Raw genomic sequence first — 958 nt, 5'->3', positions numbered from 1 at the left:
CCTCACGTCCTTCCATGCGTTTTGTCCGACTCAGAACGGAAGCTCAGCAGGCTATGCGTGTATTACATCGGGTCAGGGAGTCACTGGTCAGAGATAAGGTTAAAACGACCAACCAAATGCAGGCTTTTTTACTGGAATTTGGTATCAGTATGCCGACCGGAGTAGCGATGATAAAACGGCTTTCCCGCGTGCTCGCCGAGAATGAACTTCCGCCTTATTTAACTCAGTTACTTATGCGCTTGCATACCCATTATCTCTATCTGGTTGAACAGATAACTGAGCTTGAGAATGAGTTAGCGCAAGCACTGCGATGTGATGATACGGGGCAACGGCTGATGACTATTCCGGGTATCGGCCCCATCACGGCCAGTATGTTATCCTCTCAGCTGGGTGATGGAAAGCAATATGCCCGAAGCCGGGATTTTGCCGCCTCAACAGGCCTGGTTCCTCGTCAATACAGCACGGGAGGAAAGAATACCCTGCTGGGTATCAGCAAACGGGGAGACAAGAAGCTCCGGTAACTATTAGTCCAATGCGCCCGTGTTTTTATCCAACGTATTGCTCACCAATCCTGGCGATTAGCGGATTGGGTCAGAATTCAACTTGAACGAAAACATTCGAATATTGTGGCCTGTGCGCTCGCCAACAAGTTAGCGCGTATAGCCTGGGCCATAACAACACGACAAACCGTGTTTGAAAGATAACGATAAAGTGCCCCTAAACAGCCACGTTATCGTTGATTTAAACCGATTACCCATCTGGTTTTGCGAAGACTGATTATTGATGACATGAACGACCTGACGGCCTGATGATGAACCTAAGCATAAAAATGGCTCTTTGAAGCCGAACGGTTTTTTTAGGCGCATCAGGCGCGGAACTCATTGGGGCGCGGGCATCCTTGCCTATAGTGACGCCGGATAGATTTAAGCAAGCCTAAAATTCATCAAAATGAGTGTTG

The 958-nt window shown here is 48.3% G+C and carries 1 pseudogene; it reads left to right on the top strand.

Annotated elements, in window-relative coordinates:
* Positions 1-704 (top strand): annotated as a pseudogene (locus C5470_RS21975) (IS110 family RNA-guided transposase); the annotation flags it as partial.
* Positions 705-958 lie beyond the last annotated feature (254 nt).

This window comes from Photorhabdus stackebrandtii, assembly GCF_011189495.1.
GTDB lineage: Bacteria > Pseudomonadota > Gammaproteobacteria > Enterobacterales > Enterobacteriaceae > Photorhabdus > Photorhabdus khanii.
The sequence above is the reverse complement of the archived record's forward strand: the minus strand, read 5'-3'. Positions and strand labels throughout refer to the sequence as shown.